General features: G+C 43.1%; 1 pseudogene. It reads left to right on the forward strand.

The annotated features are described in order from the left end of the window. Positions 1 to 195: pseudogene (bfmR, locus tag AAEY79_RS16530) on the forward strand (response regulator transcription factor BfmR); the annotation flags it as partial. Positions 196 to 232 lie beyond the last annotated feature (37 nt).

The following is a 232-nucleotide window of genomic DNA, read 5'->3' on the forward strand; positions in this document are numbered from 1 at the left end:
TCTAATGCTGGCCGTATATTGTCGCGCGAAGATATCTTTGAGCGTCTACGCGGTATCGAATATGACGGTCAAGACCGTTCTATCGATGTGCGTATCTCGCGTATTCGTCCAAAAATCGGTGATGATCCAGAAAATCCAAAACGTATCAAAACCGTTCGCAGTAAAGGGTATTTGTTCGTTAAAGAAGGCAACTAAGTCAATTTTGCTTCGGCAATGGCTTATTGCTCATTAG

The organism is Psychrobacter sp. GW64-MNA-CIBAN-0177, from assembly GCF_040309585.1.
Taxonomy (GTDB): domain Bacteria; phylum Pseudomonadota; class Gammaproteobacteria; order Pseudomonadales; family Moraxellaceae; genus Psychrobacter; species Psychrobacter okhotskensis.